The following is a 16,654-nucleotide window of genomic DNA, read 5'->3' as shown; positions in this document are numbered from 1 at the left end:
CCCCCGCCGTAGGCCGCGCCTTCGACCGGCTGGTGGCCGAAGGCGCGGCCTGCATCTTCGAGGAAACCGGGGAACTGGTGGGCTGCGAGGGCATCATGGCGGCGCGGGCGGTGACCCCGGAACTGGGCGCCGAGATCGTCGCCTGTGTCGAGAAGGCCGAGCGCTATTACACCGTCATGGGCTTTGGCAGCTTTGCCCCCGGCAATGCGGAAGGCGGCCTGACGACGCAGGAAGAAAAGTCGATGGGGGCCTATTCCAAATCGGGCTCCTCGCCGATCAGCGGGTTGATCAAGCCCGGCGATCTGCCCCCGGCCGGGGGCCTCTATCTGCTCGATGTCGTGCCGGATGGCGAGCCGCGCTTCGGTTTCCCCAACATCTCGGACAATGCCGAGATCGTGGAGATGATCGCCTGCGGATGCCATCTGACGCTGTTCACCACCGGGCGCGGATCGGTGGTCGGCTCGGCGATCTCGCCGGTCATCAAGGTCTGCGCCAACCCGGAGACAGCCCGGCGGCTGGCGGCGGACATGGATATCAACGCCGGACGCATCCTGGATGGCGAAGCGACGCTGGACATGGTGGGCGAAGAGATCGTGGCGGCGGTGCTGGCGGTGGCCGGCGGCGAGCGCAGCGTGTCCGAAACGCTCGGCCACCGCGAATTCATCCTGACCTACAAGGCTTTCGAGCCGATCGGGCCGGCCTGTCTGCCGACCGCAACCATGAGGACGAAAGCATGACCGGAAGGCTTCAAGGCAAGGTGGCCGTGATTACAGCGGCGGCGCGCGGCATCGGGCGCGCCACGGCATTGCTCTATGCGGCGGAAGGCGCGCGGGTGATCGCGACGGATCGGGATCTTGCGGCGCTCGAAGGGCTTGATGGCTGCGAAACGCGGGCTCTCGACGTGACCGATGCCGCGGCGGTCAGCGCCTTGGCGCAGGAGCTTGGCGGGATCGATATTCTCGCCAACATCGCCGGCATCGTCCATGCGGGCACCATCCTCGATTGCACCGAGGAGGAGTGGGCGCAGGCGGTGTCGATCAACATGACGGGCATGTTCCACACCATTCGCGCCTTTCTGCCGGGCATGCTGGCGCGCAGTGGCGGTGCCATCGTCAACGTGTCCTCGATTGCCAGTTCGGTCAAAGGCATTCCCAACCGCTTCGCCTATGGTTCGACCAAGGCTGGCGTCATCGGGCTGACCAAGGCGGTGGCGGCCGATTTCGTGGGGCAGGGTGTGCGCTGCAACGCGATCTGCCCGGGGACCATCGACACGCCCTCGCTCCAGCAGCGGCTGCACGATACCGGCGACTATGCTGCTGCGCAGGCGGCGTTTATCGCGCGGCAACCGATGGGTCGGCTCGGCAACGCCGAGGAAATTGCCGCGCTGGCGCTGTATCTGGCCAGCGACGAGGCTGCCTTTACCACCGGCGCGGTTCACGTTATCGACGGCGGGTGGGTCAATTGAGCACAAGGTCAAGACGCTGATGCCGCGCCAAATTCTTCTGATCGACCTGATCGACGAGGCCGATGCCATCGCGCGCTATGAACACTGGCATGCGGCTGGCGCGGTGCCTTCCGAGGTGTGCGCCGACATTCGGGAGTCCGGTGTCGTGGCGATGGAGATTTATCGCACCGGCAACCGCCTCGTCATGGTCGTGGAGACCTCAGAGGATCACGATCCTGAGCAGCGGATCAGCGCCGACCTGACGATCCCGGCGGTAGAGGCCTGGGAAAGGCGGATGGACACCGTCCAGCAGCCGCTGCCCTGGGCGGAGCGGCAGGCCAAATGGACTGTGGCCAACCGCATCTTCTCACTGGCCGAACAACCCTGAAGCACCGCTGTCGCAGCCCTTCTGTCATGCGTCATTCGCTATGGTTCGTGACTTCCGATATCAATGAGCGCAGCCACATATGGCCCAGATCGGAGCGACGGCGGTTGTGCCAGACCATTGCCAGGTTGATTGTCTGCGGTGGGCAGGCTGCCATCAGCACGACGATGTCCTCACCTCGTTTTTCGCGTTCGGCAATACGGCGGGGAATGCAGGCGACCATATCCGTTCTGGCGACGATGGCCGCCGCAGTCTGGGAATCATAGACCACCGCTGGCGCTTCGGCTTCCCCGTCACGATTCCGTTGCAGGAATGGATCGATGGCGCCTGTGTTTTCATCCTCGGGCGTTTCCAGAGTCAGGAACGGACGATGAGGAGCGATCCGCACCCGGGGAGTGCTCAGGATAGCGCTGAGGTCGCATGGTTGCTGCGCCAAACGATGGGTCTTGGCCGCGATCCATACCATATCGTCATGGAACAGGCGCTCGACAACGAAGCGGGAGGGCAGATTTTGCAGTCCTCCCAGGGCAAAGTCGATCGCGCCGCGGTCCAGCATCGCCATCCCGCCTTCGATCAATGGCGTGACTTGCAGGCTGATGGTGGGCGCTTCGTGCCGAAGCCTTTCCAGCAGCGGCGGCAAGATCAGTCGGCAAAAATAGCCGCCTGCCGCGATGGTGAATGTGCGCAGCGCTGAAGCGGGCGTGAAGTGTGGCGGAGCAAGCGCCTCGCGCAATTGCTGCAAGCTGGCGCTGATGTTTGGCGCGATCTGTTCGGCGCGCGCCGAGGGTTGCAACCCGCGTGGCCCGCGCATGAACAGTGGATCATCAAGCATCCGGCGCAAGCGGCCCAGAGCGTGACTGACCGCCGATTGCGTCAGGCCAAGGCGATCGGCGACGCGCGTGACAGAGCGCAACTCCATCAGGGCATCGAAAACCCGCAGCAGGTTGAGATCGATTTCGGCCATGAATCTTGCTCATGTCGGGTGTGAAGAATAGTCATTCGATTTATATCGGGATGAGCTTAAAGGAAAGCATTCCTTGAAAGAGCCGCGAAATACGGATGCTATGACATCGCATGCAGGATCGGAAGAATTCGAAAAGGCCGTAGCCGCCAACCTCGATCTGGTGATTGAGGCACCCCAGCCTCAGGCGGAGCGGAACGGGAAAACAGCGATCCAGCGCCTGCGGGTGACGGCCCTGTTGGTAGGGCCGGTGCTGGCCATCGCCGCGGCCCTGTTCTTTTACCTGCACGGGGGACGCTATGAGTCGACGGACAATGCCTATGTCCAGACCGGGCTGGTCTCGGTCGCAGCCAATGTCAGCGGGCCGGTGACGGCGGTCGAGGTGCATGATAACCAGTCGGTACGGCAAGGGCAGGTGCTGTTTCGCATCGATCCGACGCCTTATCAGGCAGCGGTTGACGAGGCGGAGGCCAATCTGGCCGATGCACGGACCCAGGTCGAAGCCCTGCGCGCCAATTACGGCCAGGGCCAGGCCGAACTGGCCTCTGCGCGCAGCCAGCTGACCTATGCCCTGGGCGAGGCTGCACGGCAGAAGCAGCTGATGGGCGAGGGGATTTCCTCTCAGGCGCAATATGATCGCGCCGTGCTGGCCGAGGAGACAGCGCGCCAGGGGATCGAAACCAGCCGGAAGAAGAATGCGGGCATTGCCGCGTCTCTGGCCGGAACGGTGGACGGCCCGACTGAGCAGCAGCCTGCGGTGAAAAGAGCGCAGGCCCAGCTCGATCGGGCGCGGCTCAATCTGGGCTATACGGTGGTGCGCGCGTCTCAGGACGGCATCGTCACCAAGGTCAACCAGCTGCAGCCGGGCGACAATGTCACAGCGGCAAGGCCGGTCTTTTCGCTGGCCGGAGCCCATCTGTGGGTCGAGGCCAATTTCAAGGAAAACCAGCTCGATCACATGCGGATCGGCCAGCCCGCCACTTTTGCTGTCGATGCCTTCCCGGGCCTGCATCTGACCGGGCGGTTGCGCAGCTTCAGCCCCGGCACGGGCAACAGCTTTGCCTTGCTGCCAGCGGAAAACGCCACCGGCAATTGGGTGAAGGTGGTGCAGCGCCTGCCCGTCGAGTTCGAGATCGACAATCCGCCTGCCGATCTGCCGCTGCATGCCGGGCTCAGCGTGGATGTCACTGTCGACACCGGCTTCCGGCGCCATCTCTTTGGCGGCGGCTCGCGATGAGCGGAGGGCAGGCTGCTGCCTATCCCGATCCGGCGATCCGCCGCCTGATCACCGCTTCGGTAATGGCGGCAACGGTGATGAACTCGCTCGACAGCACGATTGCCAATGTGGCCCTGCCGCATATTCAGGGCAGTGTCTCGGCCTCGGCGGATGAGATCAGCTGGGTGCTCACCTCCTACATCGTGGCCGCCGCGATCTGCACGCCGATGACGGGCTGGGTGGCCGGGCGTTTCGGGCGCCGCCGCCTGATGCTGTGTTCGATCGTGGGGTTCACCGTGGCGTCGGGCCTGTGCGGTTTTGCCTCCTCGCTGGGGGGCATCGTCGGCTTCCGGCTGCTTCAGGGCATGTTCGGCGCGGCGCTGGTGCCGATGAGTCAGGCGATCCTGCTCGACATCAATCCGCCCGAACGGCACGGCCCCGCGATGTCGGTCTGGGCGATGGGGGCGGTGCTGGGCCCTATCATCGGCCCGGCGCTGGGTGGCTGGCTGACCGACAATCTGAGCTGGCGCTGGGTGTTCTTCATCAACCTGCCCATCGGTGCGCTGGCCTTTCTGGGCCTCAGCCTGTTCCTGAGCGACAGCAAGACGGCGGCGCGCAGCCGGCTCGACCTGTTCGGCTTTGCCATGCTGGCGCTGGCCATCGGTTCGCTGCAGCTGATGCTCGATCGCGGTCAGACCAAGGACTGGTTCAGCTCGGTGGAAATCTGCGTCGAGGGTGGCTGCGCGCTGCTCTTTGCTTATCTTTTCGTGGCGCATACGCTGACGGCGAAACATCCCTTCATCGATCTGAGCCTGTTCGCCGATGTGAATTTCACGCTGGGCTGCCTGTTTGGCTTCGTGCTGGGCGTGCTGATCTTCTCGGTGCTGGCGCTGTTGCCGCCGATGCTGGAAGGGCTGATGGGCTATCCGGTGGTGCTGACGGGGCTGGTCACCGCGCCACGCGGGGTGGGCTCTTTCGTGTCGATGACGCTGGCGGGCTTCCTCATCAAGCGTTTCGACCCGCGGCTGATGATCCTTGCGGGCTTCATGCTGGCGGCGGCATCGACCTATGAGATGGCCAGCTTCTCGTTGCAGATGGATCAGCGGCTGATGATCGCCTCGGGCATCGTCTCGGGGCTGGGCACGGGGCTGATTTTCGTGCCGCTCTCCACCATCGCCTTTGCCACGCTGCCTTCGCGCTGCCGCAACGAGGGGGCGGCGATGTTCACCCTGATCCGCAACATCGGTTCGGCCATCGGCATCTCCGCGCTTCAGGCCATGACGATCCGCAACACGGCCATCGTCCATGCACGGCTGACCGAGGCGGTGCGGCCGGACAATCCGGTGCTGGCCAACACCTCGCCCGGTTTCGATTTCCATGCGCCGGTGATGGTCGCGCGGATGAATGCTGCGATCACCCGGCAGGCCTCGATGGTGGCCTATATCGATTCCTACTGGTTCCTTTTCCTCGTGACGGTCGCGGTGATCCCGCTGCTGCTCTTCCTGCGCCGGCCGCAGGCGGCGGCGGGCGCCAGCGAAGCCGCCATGCATCTGGACTGATCCGAACGCCATGCGCCTGCCCTGCCTCCTGCTTCTGACCACCTTGCTTGCCGGCTGCACCGTCGGCCCCGATTTCAAGCGGCCCGCTGCGCCCGCCGGGCAAGCCTATACTCCGCCTGCCGAACGCCAGACCGCCATGCCCGCGCAGCCACTGGCGGTGATCGGCGAAGGGCCGCAGCTTGACTGGTGGCGGGCCTTCGGATCGGACGAGCTCAATGCGCTGGTCGACCGCGCTCTGGCGCATAATCACAGCCTGGCGGCCAGCGATGCCACGCTGGCCGCCGCCCGCCAGCAGCTGCGCGCGGTTGCGGGCAAGCGCCTGCCCCAGCTGGATGCCAATGCGCGTTTCGATCAGGAACAGGTGAATCTGGCCGCTTTCGGTTTCAATGCCGCCGCGCTGGGGGCTTCGGGCAATCCGGAGTTCCAGCTCTATTCGGTGGGGGGCGGGGTCAGCTACGATCTCGACCTGTTCGGCGGACTGCGCCGTCAGGTCGAACAGGCCGCTGCTCAGGCCGAGGCGCAGCAGCGCCAGACCGAGGCGGCGCATCTGGCGCTGGCCGGTCAGGTGGTCGGTCAGGTGCTGGGCATTGCCGCCATTCGCGCGCGCATCGCCACCCAGCAGGCGATCCTTGAGGACGATGCCCGCACCCTCGACCTGACGCGCAAGCGGCAGCAGGGCGGCGAGGGCACGCTGGTCGAGGTGCTGAACGCGCAGAGCCAATACACCGCCGACCGCACCGTGCCGCCCGCCCTCGATCAGCAGCTGGCCGAGGCGCGGCATCTGCTGGCCATTCTGGTGGGGGTGGCCCCGGCGGATCTGGGGCCGGTCGATGTCGATCTGGCCGGGCTGACCCTGCCCATGTCGCTGCCGGTGACGCTGCCCTCGCAACTGGTCCACAAACGGCCCGACATCCTCCAGTCCGAGGCCGAGCTGCATGCGGCCACCGCCGCCATCGGCATCGCTACGGCGCGGCTCTATCCCGATATCACGCTGGGGGCGACGCTGACCCAGGCCACCCCGGCCATCGACAAGGTGCTGCAGAACGCTTTCCGCGGCTATGATGTCTTTGCCGGGCTCACCGTGCCGATCTTTCATGGTGGCACGCTCAAGGCGCAGCGGGCGGCGGTGATCGATCGCGCGCATGCGGCCAATGAGACCTATCAGCAGACGGTGCTGAACGCCTTCGGGCAGGTTGCCGATCTGCTCGGCGCGCTGCAGACCGATGCCCGCACGGTCGACGCGCAGCGCGAGGCGGAGGCCGTGGCCCGCCATTCCCTGCAACTGTCACGCCGCAGTTTCGCGGTGGGCAACAGCGGCATTCTGCAGGTTCTGGATTCCCAGCGGCTCTATCAGCGGGCGAGCGCGGATCTGGTGCTGGCCCGCTCGGCGCAATATCGCGATGTCGCAAGGCTCTATGTGGCGACCGCCGGGGGCTGGACGGGCGATGCTCTGGCAGCGGGAACCAGACCCTGATCCGCCGCCGCCCGGATCGATAAGGGCTATAGCAGGTTCGGGATCGACTTCACCAAGAAGATCGGCAGCACCTTCGGGGTTGCCGGTTCACTCAGCTGAATGTGCGCAATTTGGGGCACCGCATCCGCCCACGTCGAACGACGGCACGGTCGATCCCGACATGGTGCCCCAGATGCTGATAAAGCGGGTCGATGTGGTGACGGGCGAAGCGTCCCTTTTCAGCATAACCGGCGGCGACCAGAAACGGCAGTCCGGCATAGGTTTACAGGCATTCGGCTCGTTGATCGCGAATGTCGGTTCAATTCCGCTTTGATGTCAGGGCCGCACGACCGCCCCAGGTCCCGCGGCCGGCCGTCACCATGATGGACAAGCTTCCCAAAGCGGCAACACTCAGAACCATGTCCACCATCACATGGGACGATGCGCCAGCGCCGCTCGCGGCTTGAAGATGGCCCCATGCCACGATCCCCGCAAAGATCGCCTGCCCCACACCGGAGGCGCATTTCAGCACGGCCAGAAAGATGCCCACCGGCAAGGCTTCGGCAGCGGCGGGCTTCCCTGCTGCGTTTCGCACACTTTGCGCCAGCATCGCCCAGATCGCCATGTTCATCCCGCCCTGAGCGCCGCCCAGCACCAGCAAGGGGCCATAGGCGATCCAGCTCGTCTGAGTCATGGCCAGCGCCGCCATTGCCACGATCATGCAGCCATGCGCACTGATCAGCAGCACCTTGGGAGATTTCACGCGGGACCATGCGATCCATCCCGGCAGGGACAAGGCCTGGGCCACCGTGATCACCATCAGGGCCCGCCCGCCCCAACCGGCATCACCCTGAGACATCTGGCCGAAAAACGGCAAGGATCGTGTGAAAATCGGCGTGATGCAGGATTGCAGCGCAATGACCGCCAGTGCGCGCAGGAACGCCCGGTTGTGCCGGAGTACGCCAAAGCGCGGCCGTGAGGACCGTGCATGGCCCGCGTTGACAGGCGGCAGGGTCCGGCATGCCAGCATCGCCGTCAGCAAGGTCACGACATAGAGGCTGCCCCCCGCCATTGCGAAGGTGGAGAAGGCGCCCTGCCGATGGACCGGATCGCCGATGTCCAGCGCATGCGCCGAAGCAAGACCGACAATCCCGCCTCCCATCGCGCTGAACATCAGGCGCATCCCCGAAACGGTCGAAGCGTCGCGCTCATCGACGCTGACGCGGACCAGCAGCGTGTTATGCCCCACATCGCAGAGCGTATAGCCGAAACGGCACAGCATGATCGCCGCGACCGACAGCAGATGCGTCTGGCCGGGCGACAGGAAGATCGACACAAAGCCGCCCGCGCACAGCGGCGCGCCCCAGACAATCAGCCGTCCCAGCATATCCTGGCGCCCGCGCGTGTCGCTCCACCAGGCGACAGCGACATCGGCCAGACCGTCCCAGACCATGGCGGCGGCCAGCGCCGCGCCTGCTGTTAAAGGCCCCATGCCGGCCACGGTCACCAGATAGAACAGCAAAAAGCTCTCGAAGCTGGCCCAGATCACGCTTTTGCCCAGATTGCCCGAGGCATAGCCCAGCTTGACGCCAAAACCGGGGCGGCCAACTGCGGGGGGTGGAAGAGGCGCGTGCATGGGCCGGGACCGTTAGCGCCCCGCGCTTTCATTTTTTTGACATGTTGAAATTATATCGCCCGCACGCATGATCCAGCCTCCGCGCCCGCAATTGCTGCTGACCGAGCAGCAGAAACGCATTCTCTGGCACTTGCGCAGCGCGGGCCCCACGCCGCGCGTCAAGCTGGCCCAGAGCATGGGGGCCAATGGCGCGACCATGACGCGCGTCACCCAACAGCTGGCGGCGCTGGGGCTGGTGGAGGATCAGGAAAGCGCAGGACCGGCCGGTCGGGGCCGCCCGATGGTACCGCTGGCGATTGCCGGGAAGGGCGGCTGGGCGGTGGGGGCCACCCTGCATCCCGGCTGGCTGGAAATCGCCGTGGTGGATTTCGCAGGGACACCCTTGCTGCATGATTCCGTGCCCTGTCATGAGACCGATCCACGCCTCTTCGCCCGCGCATTGGATGACAGGTTGCGCATGCTGGCCGGGCAGCATGGCTTCATGCGAGGCAAGTTTCTCGGGCTGGGCGTCGCCGTGGCGGGCTATGCGCTGGCCGGCGATCCCAACCGGCGCAAGATGGTCGACTGGCTGGCGCCATGGAACGATGTGCCGCTCGATCATCTTTTTGGTGACATCCTGAACATGCCGGTCTGGATCGAGAATGACGGCACCGCCGCCGCGCTGGCGGAATATTATCAGGCGCAGATCCTGGGCCGCCATCGCTCGGTGCTGGTCTTCTTTCTTGGCCATGGCGTGGGGGCGGGGCTGATCGCGGAACGCGATATCTTCCCCGGCGAGCATGGCAATGCCGGTGAGGTGGGCCGCCTGTTCCCCGGTCGCAGTCCGCGCCCCTCCGGCATCGATCTGATGCGGACCCTGCGCGAGGCGGGCGTTTCCATCGCCTCTCTTTCCGATCTGGACGGCCTGATGGAGACGCATGCGCCCCTGATCTGGCCCTGGGTCGATCGCGCCGCTCAGCAGCTGGAGCTGGCCATGCTCAGCGGCATCGTCTGGCTCGACCCCGGGGCGGTGGTGATCTCGGGTGCCTTGCCCGCACCGATCCTGCAAGGACTGGCCGACCGCCTCACCCAGAGCAACGCCCGGCGCGACGATGGTTATCTGGCCGCCAAGCCGCAGGTCTATTCCTCGACCTTGGGCAGCGCGGCGGTGGTGATCGGCGCGGCGCTGGCGCCGATCCATGCGATCACCGCCGAACAGAGCCTGCCGTGACGGGCTCCGATTTAATTTCATGTAAGAAATTAAAACTGTCACGAAGGCTGCGCATAGGGCCGCCATCCACTCAATGGGGGTTGCCATGACACATGTTTCACGCCTTCTGGCCAGCGCCGCCGCGCTGGCCCTGATCGGTTTCGCCGGATCGGCTTGCGCCGAAGACGCCGCGCCGCCGCCTGCCGACACCGCAACAGCCGCCGCGCCCGCCGATATCGTGGTGACCGGCTCGGCGCGCGCCCAGCGCCGTTTCGACGTGTCCTATGCGGTCAACTCCATGTCGCGGGAGCAGATCCGCAAGCTGGCGCCGCGCAGCATGACCGAGCTGATCGGATCGCTGCCCGGCATCCAGACGGAGGCGACCGGCGGCGAGGTGCAGAACATCACCCGCATCCGCGGCATCCCCACCGATCGCGGCTATCTCTATTACCAGCAGGACGGCCTGCCGCTCTATCAGGAGCTGGACGGCTATTTCTTCAATCAGGGCGACGGCATGAACCGCCTCGACCTGATGACCCAGCGCGTGGAGGTGGTGCGCGGCGGCCCGGCGCCGATCTATGCCAGCACGGCGGCGGGCATCGCCAACGTCATCACCCGCACCGGCGGCGAGCATCCGCAGGGCGAGGCGCAGCTGACGCTGGGCACCACCGGCCTTTACCGGCTCGATGCCTATCAGTCGGGCAAGCTGGCCAGGGACACCTATTTCGCCATCGGCGGCTTCCTGCGGCTGAATGAGGGCTATCGCGATTCCGGTTTCCCGCAGGACAAGGGCGGGCAGATCCGCGCCAACATCGTCCATAATTTCAGCAATGGTTCGCTCAAGCTTTCGGGGCAATACACCAACGATCGCAATGAATTCTATCTCTCGATCCCGACCGCCGATCCGCGCAATCCCTCGGTCAGCCTCAACCCCTACATCAATTACTTCACCGGCACGCTGAACTCGTCCTCGCTGCAATCGGTCAACATTCGCTACAAGGATGGCGCGGGCAACATCCAGACCCAGCATGGCGATCTGTCGAACGGGCGCCATATCACCTTCGGCAATGTCGCGCTGGATTACGAGGGCGATTTCGGCCCCTGGCACGTCTCGGCCAAGGGCGGTTACACCAAGGGCAAGAACCATTTCGACGCGCTCTATTCCACCTCGAACCCGGTCGATGCCAACACCTATGCCGCCGGCTATCTGAACGCGGCGCGCACCGCCTTTGGCAGCAATGTCGCCGCTCTGGGCTATGCCATCGCGGGCACCAACGGGCAGAGCGTCTACAACCCTGCCGCCTCTTCGGGGCTGGTGCTGTCGGCGCAATATCGCTCGGTGCAGGCCAATTTCTATTCGGGGCAGGGCGATCTTTCGGTCACCCGCAAGTTCGAGACGCCCATTGGGCAGCATGACGTGCGCGCCGGTGTCTACGCCTCGCGCTATGGCAGCACCGAATTCGCCGTCTATCAGAACTATCTGATGCCGGTGGCCTCCAACCCGCAGATGCTCGATCTGGTGGCCTATTCCTCGACCGGTTCGGTGCTGGGCTCGGTCACCGACAATGGCGCGATCAACGATGCGGTCTCGCTGGTGGGCGGCAAATATGACGGCACCGTCGTGGCGCTCTACGGTTCGGACACGTGGGACATCACCAGCCGCCTGCGCCTCGACCTTGGCCTGCGACGCGAATGGTACGATTACAGCGGCACCTATCTGCCCACCACCTCGGCCAATCTGGGCAATGCCGCCACGCTGGCCGACGATGCCACCCGCGCCTTCACCGGCCAGACCCTCCATCAGGGCTATAAGGCGACCGCCACCAACTGGACCGTGGGCGCCAATTACGATGTGACCCGCCATTTCGGCGTCTATGCCCGCGCCTCGCAGATGGAGGTGCCCGCCGGCGCCTCGGCTGTCGTCAACGCGACGCTGACCACGACCACCACCAAGGCCAAGCTGTATGAGCTGGGCCTGAAGGCCTCCTTCGGGCGGTCCTACCTGTACCTCACCGGTTTTTACACCAAGTTCGACCCGCTCAGCGCCAGCTTCAGCGCCTATGTCCCCTCGACCGGGCGCAGCGACCAGACGGTGAACTTCACCGGCACCGCGCGCGACATCGGCGTGGAGGCCGATGGCATGTGGCATGTCGCCGGGCCCTTCTCGATCTCGGGCTCGCTGACGGTGCAGGACCCCAAATATCTCAACTTCGCCAGCACCACCGGGGCCGACAGCAGCGGTGTCAACGGCAAGCAGATGGTGCGCCAGCCCAGGATCTATGGCAACATCCGCCCCAGCTTCGACTTTGTGGCGCATGGCAGCAAGGTCAGCATCTATGGCCGCTATGATTACATCAGCAAGCGCTATGTCGATTATCCCAACACCACCGCTCTGCCCGCCTATGGCTATTTCACGCTGGGCGCGCAGGTGGAGCATGACCGCTGGAGCGCGCAGGTGGCGGTGGACAATGTCACCAACGCCCATGGCCTGACCGAGGGCAACACCGCAGGCGACGTGCTGACCGGGCAGGGCACCTCGACCGCCATTTTCGGAAGGCCGCTGTTCGGGCGCGCCGCACGCTTAATCCTCTCGCGCAAATGGTGAGCTGAAGCCTGCCGCAGGGGCGCCGCGAAAGGTGCCCCTGCTTCCCTCTGTTACGAAAGTTCTGTTCATGACCAAGGCGCTTTTCGCCATGGCCGCGCTTGCCTGTCTGGCGGCGACCCCGGCCCCCCTTACCGCCCACGCCACCGATACAAACGACACGATGCGCCGCATCCGCGATCCGCAAGGCGGGTTGATCGTCATCGCCCATCGCGGCTGCCACGATCCGGCCCCGTGGCATGGCTGGGGCAGCGCCCCGGAAAACTCCGCGCTGGCTCTGCAACGCTGCGCGCAGATGGGCGTCGATGTGATGGAAACCGATGTTCACAAGACGCGCGATGGCACGCTGGTGATCATGCATGACGACACCGTCGACCGCATGACCGAAGGCAAGGGCGCCATTGAAAAGCTGACGCTGGCCCAGATCAAGGCCTTGCATCTGCGCGCCAATGAAGGCGGCGTCACGGCCCCGCTGACCGACCAGACCATGCTGACGCTGGACGAGATGCTGGCGCTGGCCAAGGGGCGCATCGTGCTCAACCTTGACGTCAAGGCCATGATCTATGCCGAGGTGGTCGATGCGGTGATGCGGGCCGGTGCGGCGGACCGGGTGATCGTCAAGACCTTTGGCGGTCTGGGCAGCGCGCCGCTGGCCTCCATCGCGCCCTTCGACAAGGTGCCTTTCGCGGTGATCCCGATGAGCGCCGACGATCGCGGCCTCGACATTCCCGAGGTGATGACGCGCCAGATGACAGGCCCGCACAAGCCTGTCGCTTTCGAACTGCCGGTGGTGCCGGTGGAGGCCTTGCCCGCGATTGCCGACAAGGCGCGGGCCTTGAAGGTGCGGGTCTGGGTCAACACGCTGTTTCAGGGCTTTGTCATCGGCGCGGGCAATGACATCGATGCCTTGCGCAAGCCCGATGCCGTCTGGGGCGACCTCTATCGTCGGGGCGTGACCATGATCCAGACCGACGATCCGGAAGCCATGCTGCGCTTCCGTGATGGTGGCCATCTGTAGAGCGCAACATTGCTGTCAGTGGGCTGGCGATCGCGATGGATGTTCGCCGGCCCTCGCTTCTCCGCTGCCATGCACACGGCGGTCGGCGTCAATGCGGCTTGGCAAGGGGCGCCTTTGGCGAGCGGATATGTTCGCGACGGATGCCGAGGCCAAGCACCCTTGCGGGAAGCGCCTGCAGGGCCGGTATTCCTTGCAGCAGGCGCAGGATCAGAGGCGCGCGGGGTGTGGCATGCCGCATGGCCGGACCGATCACACGGCGATGGATGATACGCTGCAAGGACTGAATAAGGCCGACCGCCAGCTTCCGCCGGTCGCGAACCTTGTGCAGCAAGGGATCGGGATCGCCTCCCTCGGCAAGGCATGCCGCCAGAATGTTCGCGGCGGCGACAGCATCCTGAATGGCCAGATTGATGCCGACACCGCCCACCGGAGACATGGCGTGCGCCGCATCCCCGATGGCCAGCAGACCCGGGCGATGCCAGCAGGTCAGATGATCGAGCGAGACCGTCAGCAGCCTGACATCGTCCCAGCTTGCGATGGCGCCGATCTGCGCTGCCAGCGCGGGAACCGTTGCCGCCACATCTGCCCGAAAACGCTCCAGCCCGGCGGCGCGCACCCGGTCCGCTCCGCCCTTTTCGATGACGCGGGCGCATTGGAAATAATCGCCGCGGTCGATGGTGACGATCATTTCGCCCCGATCGATATAGCCTTGCGTGCGATTGTCCGGCGTGCGCGCCTTGGGAATGCGGAACCACAGGACATCGATCGGCGCCCCCAGATCCTTGCGCGGCAGCCGGGCCTTGTCACGCATCAGCGATCCGCGCCCGTCCGCCGCGATGATCAGCGCGGCCTGCAGCGCCTCGCCATCGGCGAGGCGGATCCCGTCGATGCGTCCCGCCTTTTCGATCAGGCCGACGGCCTCACTGTTCATCCGCAGGGTGAAGCAGGGCAGTCTGGAGGCATGTTCGGCCACGAAATCGAGGAAATGCCATTGCGGCATCATGGCGATGAAGCGCGCCGGCCCGGGCAGTCGGCTGAAATCCGCGATCCGATAGGCCTTGCCGCCGATCACGCCGCCGACGCTGGTGACCTTGTCATGATCGCGCATCAGCAGCGCGTCCAGCAAGCCGAGTTCATCGAAAAGGTCCAGGGTGGAAGGGTGAACCGTGTCCCCGCGAAAGTCGCGAAGAAAGTCCGCATGCTTCTCCAGCACGAGCGTTCGCACACCAGCCCGCGCCAGCAGCAGGCCCATCATCATTCCGGCAGGGCCACCCCCAACCACAATGACAGGCGGTTTCTCATGATCGATCATAGCCTGAACCAGCCTCATCGAAAATGCATGAGGCAGACAAGCTGACGGGCCGTCGATGTGCAAGGGGAAAATGAGTGCGGTGTGGCGTTCTGTTGTTTCTCTGCGGCCCGTTTCGCGGTCCGGTTCAAGCCGGCCTGATGTCCCTGTGTGTACATGTTGACATCGCAGCGCGGCCCGGGATCACGCTGATTGGGCATGCCGTCCAGCCCCGCAGCCAGCGCCACGGGATCGCCCCAACCAAACCAAGGCTGATGGTTAGGGCGAGACCTCCTCGACGCCATCACCGGCAGCGTTGGCAGCAATCGACCAACTCAAGATATTCAGCGTCGTCAATATGAGCGTCGGCTTTTGCCAAACCCGCCATTCGGGTTACGCAAACCGGGCGTTCGGTCAGTCGCCGTTGGCATCGACCATGAATATCGTGGGCTTGCCCCGCGATGCCGGATCCCATCCCGCTGACAATGCCGCCCGCACACCGCGCGCGGCAATCGTGTCATTGATGTGGGAACGCCCTTTCGGCAATCCTCGCAACAAGCGCTTGGGCGTCGGAAATTCCAGCATGGCTTCGCGTGGCATGCCTCTCTGACGCAAGGAAACGGTCATGCCCTTCCAGCCATCGGATGAGGAGAGCTGGGGCTCGCTCTGGAGTTCCCAGTCATATTTGAAACCGTCAATTTCGACAGTGCCGCCACGGCCATTCGTATAAAGCATGGCATCCCTTAGCATGCCAGCAGCGGCATTCCACCCTTCACCGGTGTTGCAGGGCTTTTTCGAAGCGCCCCGTTTTCGAAGCCGTCCTTTGTTTAGGTCAACCAATCGGCTGTGATCTCGCCCTTATGCCCCTCCGGCGCCAATGCGGTGCGCAGGGCTTGCAGCAGAGGCGGCAGCGCCTGCGTGAAGGCGTAGGGCGGGTTGACGATAAACAGGCCGGCGCCGTTATAGATGCCCGGCTGATCGGCATCATACAACCAGTGCTCCACGTTCAGGAATTTCGGAATGCCAAGCTTGCGTAGCTGGTGCTTCCACTGTGCATGCGTGGGCCGCTCTTTCAGCGGATACCAGATCACCGTCACGCCATGCGCCCATTTGCGGTGTGCGGCGGCGAGGGTGGCGGTGATGCGCGCGCGTTCGTCGGTCTGTTCATAGGGCGGATCGACCACGACCACGCCGCGCGGCGTTCGGGTCGGCACCATCGCCAGCCACAGCTCGTAGGCATCGCGTTCATGCACGGCGGCTTGCGTGTCGCGCATCACGCCGCGCAGGGCATAGGCGTCCTCGGGATGCTTTTCGTTCAGGATCAGCAGATCCTGCGGGCGCAGAAGCTGCGCCAGAAACCGCGGTGAGCCGGGGTAGAGGCGTGGCTCATCCCCGACATTCACCGCCTGAACGGCGGCGCGATAGTCGCTGAGCAAGGGATTCGTGTCGGCCAAGGCCCGCAGCACGCCCTGTGCGGATTCGCCGGTGCGTTGGGCCTCGTCGCCGTAAAGATCATACAGCCCGCAGCCGGAGTGGGTGTCGATCAGAGTCAACGCGCCCTCTTTTTGCTGCAAGGCGTGCACGAGGGCAATCAGCAGGCTGTGCTTCACGACATCGGCGCTATTGCCAGCATGGAAGGAATGGCGATAATTCATTGAGAATCAAAATCCTGACGATCTGCCTTGACCCGATCTGCTGGACATGGAAACCGAGTGCAAGGCGATTGGAGTAACCGATTCGGTGCTCTTATCGAGCCGGACGGAAACCTTCAAAGCACTTTTGCACAAGGCCATGAGGGTGCGCCAGCGAGCGCAAGCGAAACCGAGATTAGCGATTTTAAAAAGATAGCAAACGAGCCAGATCGCAATCCACATCGAAATTGGCGTTGTGACTGAGGAATGGC

General features: G+C 64.5%; 13 protein-coding genes and 1 pseudogene. 9 read left to right on the top strand and 5 right to left on the bottom strand.

What is annotated here, in order from left to right; genetic code table 11:
* From SR3_RS25340 to SR3_RS25330, 3 genes and pseudogenes are all read left to right on the top strand, one after another.
* A pseudogene (locus tag SR3_RS25340) lies at positions 1-737 on the top strand (UxaA family hydrolase); the annotation flags it as partial.
* Complete coding sequence (locus SR3_RS25335) at positions 734-1,465, top strand: SDR family oxidoreductase (RefSeq protein ID WP_068092444.1); 732 nt, start codon at positions 734-736, stop codon at positions 1,463-1,465. The pseudogene SR3_RS25340 and the gene SR3_RS25335, both read left to right, overlap by 4 nt.
* A gap of 19 nt (positions 1,466-1,484) precedes the next feature.
* The gene (locus SR3_RS25330) at positions 1,485-1,832 is read left to right on the top strand and encodes an L-rhamnose mutarotase (protein WP_068092442.1); all 348 of its coding nucleotides are present in this window, start codon (positions 1,485-1,487) and stop codon (positions 1,830-1,832) included.
* A gap of 31 nt (positions 1,833-1,863) precedes the next feature.
* On the opposite strand, the gene SR3_RS25325 is transcribed toward SR3_RS25330, so the two are convergent.
* Positions 1,864-2,793, bottom strand: a complete 930-nt coding sequence (locus tag SR3_RS25325; protein WP_068092440.1) for a LysR family transcriptional regulator — start codon at positions 2,791-2,793, stop codon at positions 1,864-1,866.
* Between the two features lie 100 nt (positions 2,794-2,893).
* On the opposite strand from SR3_RS25325, the gene SR3_RS25320 reads away from it, so the two are divergent.
* The 3 genes from SR3_RS25320 to SR3_RS25310 are packed head-to-tail and all read left to right on the top strand — an operon-like array spanning position 2,894 to position 7,039.
* Positions 2,894-4,027, top strand: a complete 1,134-nt coding sequence (locus SR3_RS25320; protein WP_068092438.1) for an HlyD family secretion protein — start codon at positions 2,894-2,896, stop codon at positions 4,025-4,027.
* Positions 4,024-5,565, top strand: coding sequence for a DHA2 family efflux MFS transporter permease subunit (locus tag SR3_RS25315; RefSeq protein ID WP_068092435.1), 1,542 nt, complete (start codon positions 4,024-4,026; stop codon positions 5,563-5,565). Before SR3_RS25320 ends, SR3_RS25315 begins: the two co-directional genes overlap by 4 nt.
* 10 nt (positions 5,566-5,575) lie before the next feature.
* A complete protein-coding gene (locus tag SR3_RS25310) occupies positions 5,576-7,039 on the top strand; it encodes an efflux transporter outer membrane subunit (protein WP_068092433.1) in 1,464 nt (487 codons plus the stop codon).
* 298 nt (positions 7,040-7,337) lie between these two features.
* On the opposite strand, the gene SR3_RS25305 is transcribed toward SR3_RS25310, so the two are convergent.
* On the bottom strand, positions 7,338-8,654 hold the full coding sequence (locus SR3_RS25305) for an MFS transporter (RefSeq protein WP_068092430.1): 1,317 nt from the start codon (positions 8,652-8,654) through the stop codon (positions 7,338-7,340).
* 67 nt (positions 8,655-8,721) lie between these two features.
* Here SR3_RS25305 and SR3_RS25300 point away from each other — a divergent pair, with 67 nt between their 5' ends.
* From SR3_RS25300 to SR3_RS25290, 3 genes are all read left to right on the top strand, one after another.
* Positions 8,722-9,864: an ROK family transcriptional regulator gene (locus SR3_RS25300; protein WP_084455913.1), complete on the top strand. Its 1,143-nt coding sequence runs from the start codon at positions 8,722-8,724 to the stop codon at positions 9,862-9,864.
* Positions 9,865-9,949: 85 nt separating this feature from the next.
* Complete coding sequence (locus tag SR3_RS25295; protein WP_068092420.1) at positions 9,950-12,448, top strand: TonB-dependent receptor; 2,499 nt, start codon at positions 9,950-9,952, stop codon at positions 12,446-12,448.
* Positions 12,449-12,515: 67 nt separating this feature from the next.
* A complete protein-coding gene (locus tag SR3_RS25290; RefSeq protein WP_068092416.1) occupies positions 12,516-13,463 on the top strand; it encodes a glycerophosphodiester phosphodiesterase family protein in 948 nt (315 codons plus the stop codon).
* A gap of 88 nt (positions 13,464-13,551) precedes the next feature.
* Here SR3_RS25290 and SR3_RS25285 read toward each other — a convergent pair whose 3' ends face one another.
* The 3 genes from SR3_RS25285 to SR3_RS25280 all read right to left on the bottom strand — a co-directional run bounded on the left by SR3_RS25285 (position 13,552) and on the right by SR3_RS25280 (position 16,406).
* Positions 13,552-14,775 (bottom strand): FAD-dependent oxidoreductase, encoded by a 1,224-nt coding sequence (locus SR3_RS25285; RefSeq protein WP_068092412.1) that lies wholly within the window; start codon positions 14,773-14,775, stop codon positions 13,552-13,554.
* A 390-nt stretch (positions 14,776-15,165) separates the two neighbouring features.
* Positions 15,166-15,486, bottom strand: coding sequence for a hypothetical protein (locus tag SR3_RS30910; protein WP_084455910.1), 321 nt, complete (start codon positions 15,484-15,486; stop codon positions 15,166-15,168).
* 92 nt (positions 15,487-15,578) lie between these two features.
* Positions 15,579-16,406, bottom strand: coding sequence for a 23S rRNA (adenine(2030)-N(6))-methyltransferase RlmJ (locus SR3_RS25280; protein WP_068092411.1), 828 nt, complete (start codon positions 16,404-16,406; stop codon positions 15,579-15,581).
* Between the last annotated feature and the right edge of the window lie 248 nt (positions 16,407-16,654).

This window comes from Novosphingobium rosa NBRC 15208 (assembly GCF_001598555.1).
Classification (GTDB): Bacteria; Pseudomonadota; Alphaproteobacteria; order Sphingomonadales; family Sphingomonadaceae; genus Novosphingobium; species Novosphingobium rosa.
This window is presented reverse-complemented; position numbering and strand designations above follow the sequence as displayed.

Coding starts and splice junctions, on each gene's coding strand:
- SR3_RS25325 (WP_068092440.1), bottom strand. CDS start 2,793: ATGGCCGAAATCGATCTCAACCTGCTGCGGGTTTTCGATGCCCTGATG.
- SR3_RS25335 (WP_068092444.1), top strand. CDS start 734: ATGACCGGAAGGCTTCAAGGCAAGGTGGCCGTGATTACAGCGGCGGCG.
- SR3_RS25320 (WP_068092438.1), top strand. CDS start 2,894: ATGACATCGCATGCAGGATCGGAAGAATTCGAAAAGGCCGTAGCCGCC.
- SR3_RS25295 (WP_068092420.1), top strand. CDS start 9,950: ATGACACATGTTTCACGCCTTCTGGCCAGCGCCGCCGCGCTGGCCCTG.
- SR3_RS25305 (WP_068092430.1), bottom strand. CDS start 8,654: ATGCACGCGCCTCTTCCACCCCCCGCAGTTGGCCGCCCCGGTTTTGGC.
- SR3_RS25310 (WP_068092433.1), top strand. CDS start 5,576: ATGCGCCTGCCCTGCCTCCTGCTTCTGACCACCTTGCTTGCCGGCTGC.
- SR3_RS25330 (WP_068092442.1), top strand. CDS start 1,485: ATGCCGCGCCAAATTCTTCTGATCGACCTGATCGACGAGGCCGATGCC.
- SR3_RS25315 (WP_068092435.1), top strand. CDS start 4,024: ATGAGCGGAGGGCAGGCTGCTGCCTATCCCGATCCGGCGATCCGCCGC.
- SR3_RS25300 (WP_084455913.1), top strand. CDS start 8,722: ATGATCCAGCCTCCGCGCCCGCAATTGCTGCTGACCGAGCAGCAGAAA.
- SR3_RS30910 (WP_084455910.1), bottom strand. CDS start 15,486: ATGCTTTATACGAATGGCCGTGGCGGCACTGTCGAAATTGACGGTTTC.
- SR3_RS25285 (WP_068092412.1), bottom strand. CDS start 14,775: ATGATCGATCATGAGAAACCGCCTGTCATTGTGGTTGGGGGTGGCCCT.
- SR3_RS25280 (WP_068092411.1), bottom strand. CDS start 16,406: ATGAATTATCGCCATTCCTTCCATGCTGGCAATAGCGCCGATGTCGTG.
- SR3_RS25290 (WP_068092416.1), top strand. CDS start 12,516: ATGACCAAGGCGCTTTTCGCCATGGCCGCGCTTGCCTGTCTGGCGGCG.